Raw genomic sequence first — 1,645 nt, 5'->3', positions numbered from 1 at the left:
TGGCCCTTGATCACGGCCGAGCCGAGAATGCCGGAGGAGGAGCCGCCGACCTCGATGTTGAGCCGTTCCTCGACGATGTCGATGATCTCGTCGACGACGAGGCCCATGGAGCGGCCGTCATCGGAGAACACCAGGATCGGCTGGGCGCCCTGGCTCGCGATGGTGACGCTCTCCATGGCAACGAGCGGCATCAGCTGCTCGCGGTACTGCACCATGTAGCGGCCGTTCGAGAACTCGATCTTGTCGGCCGGGAGTTCTTCCAGGCGGGTGACGAGCCCGAGCGGGACCGCCTTGGGCTGGGACGAGCCGGCGCGGAACACCAGCAGCGAGGTGGTCTGCTCGCCACTTCCGATGCTGTGAGCCCCGTTCTCGCTGTTCATGTCATGGGCCGAGGAGCCGGCGGCGCCGAGCGCCTTGGCAATGCCGTTGGGGTCGATGATCATGATGACCGCGCCGTCGCCCAGGATGGTATTGCCCGAGAACATGTCGATGTGACGCAGCTTCGTCGACATCGGCTTGACCACGATTTCTTCGGTGTGGAACACGCCGTCGACGACGATGCCGAAGGTCTGGCTGCCGACCTGCGTCACCACGATGAAGCCGTTCTCGGGATCGGAGACGGCGCCGTCGTCGATCTTGAGCAGCTTCTTGAGATGGATCAGCGGCAGCAGCTTGTTGCGCAGCCGGAGAACCGCGGTGTCCTTGATGCGCTCGATGCGGTGCTCCGAGTTGGCGCGGGCCCGCACCAGCTCGACCACGGAGAGCTGCGGGATCGCGAAGCGGTCGCCGGCGGCTTCCACGATCAGCGCGGAGACGATGGCGAGCGTCAGCGGGATCTTGATGGTGACGGAGGAGCCTTCGCCGGCGACCGACTTGATGTCGATGGTGCCGCCGATCTGGTCGATATTGGTGCGCACCACGTCCATGCCGACGCCGCGCCCCGACACCGAGGTGATGGCGGCAGCAGTGGAGAAGCCCGGCGCGAAGATGAACTTGTGGATCTGGGCTTCGCTCATCTTCTCGAGCTCGGCCTCGGTGACCAACCCTGAGGAGATCGCCTTGGCCTTGATCCTGTCGGTGTTCAGGCCACGGCCGTTGTCGGCGATGCAGATGATGATGTGGCCGCCCTCGTGATAGGCGGACAGGCGAATGGTGCCCTGCTCGCCCTTGCCGCCGGCGAGACGCTCGGCCGGAGTCTCCAGGCCATGGTCGGCGGAGTTGCGCACCATATGGGTGAGCGGGTCCTTGATCAGGTCGAGCACCTGGCGGTCGAGCTCGGTGTCGGCGCCGTGCATCTCCAGCTCGATCTGCTTGCCGAGTTCGCTCGAGAGGTCGCGAACGATGCGGGGCAGCTTCTGCCAGGCATTGCCGATCGGCTGCATGCGCGTCTTCATGACGCCTTCCTGCAGCTCGGCGGTGACGTTGGACAGCCGCTGCAACGGCACCTTGAACTCGGTGTCCTCGTTGCGGCGGGAGATCTCCAACAGCTGGTTGCGGGTCAGCACCAGCTCGGAGACCATGGTCATCAGATGCTCCAGCGTATCCACGTTGACGCGGATCGACTGGTTGGCGATGCTGGCGCCCTCGCCGGCGCCCTCGTCGGCGATCGACTTCTTCGGCGCGGCCTTGTCCTTGGGCGCCTTGG

1 protein-coding gene is annotated in these 1,645 nt (G+C 65.3%); it reads right to left on the bottom strand.

Annotation, left to right across the window (positions count from 1 at the left end; genetic code table 11):
* On the bottom strand, positions 1-1,645 hold a 1,645-nt coding region (locus ABIB80_RS39235), incomplete at both ends, for a chemotaxis protein CheA (RefSeq protein ID WP_354129644.1).

The organism is Bradyrhizobium sp. i1.15.2, from assembly GCF_040548425.1.
GTDB lineage: Bacteria > Pseudomonadota > Alphaproteobacteria > Rhizobiales > Xanthobacteraceae > Bradyrhizobium > Bradyrhizobium canariense.
The sequence above is the reverse complement of the archived record's forward strand: the minus strand, read 5'-3'. Positions and strand labels throughout refer to the sequence as shown.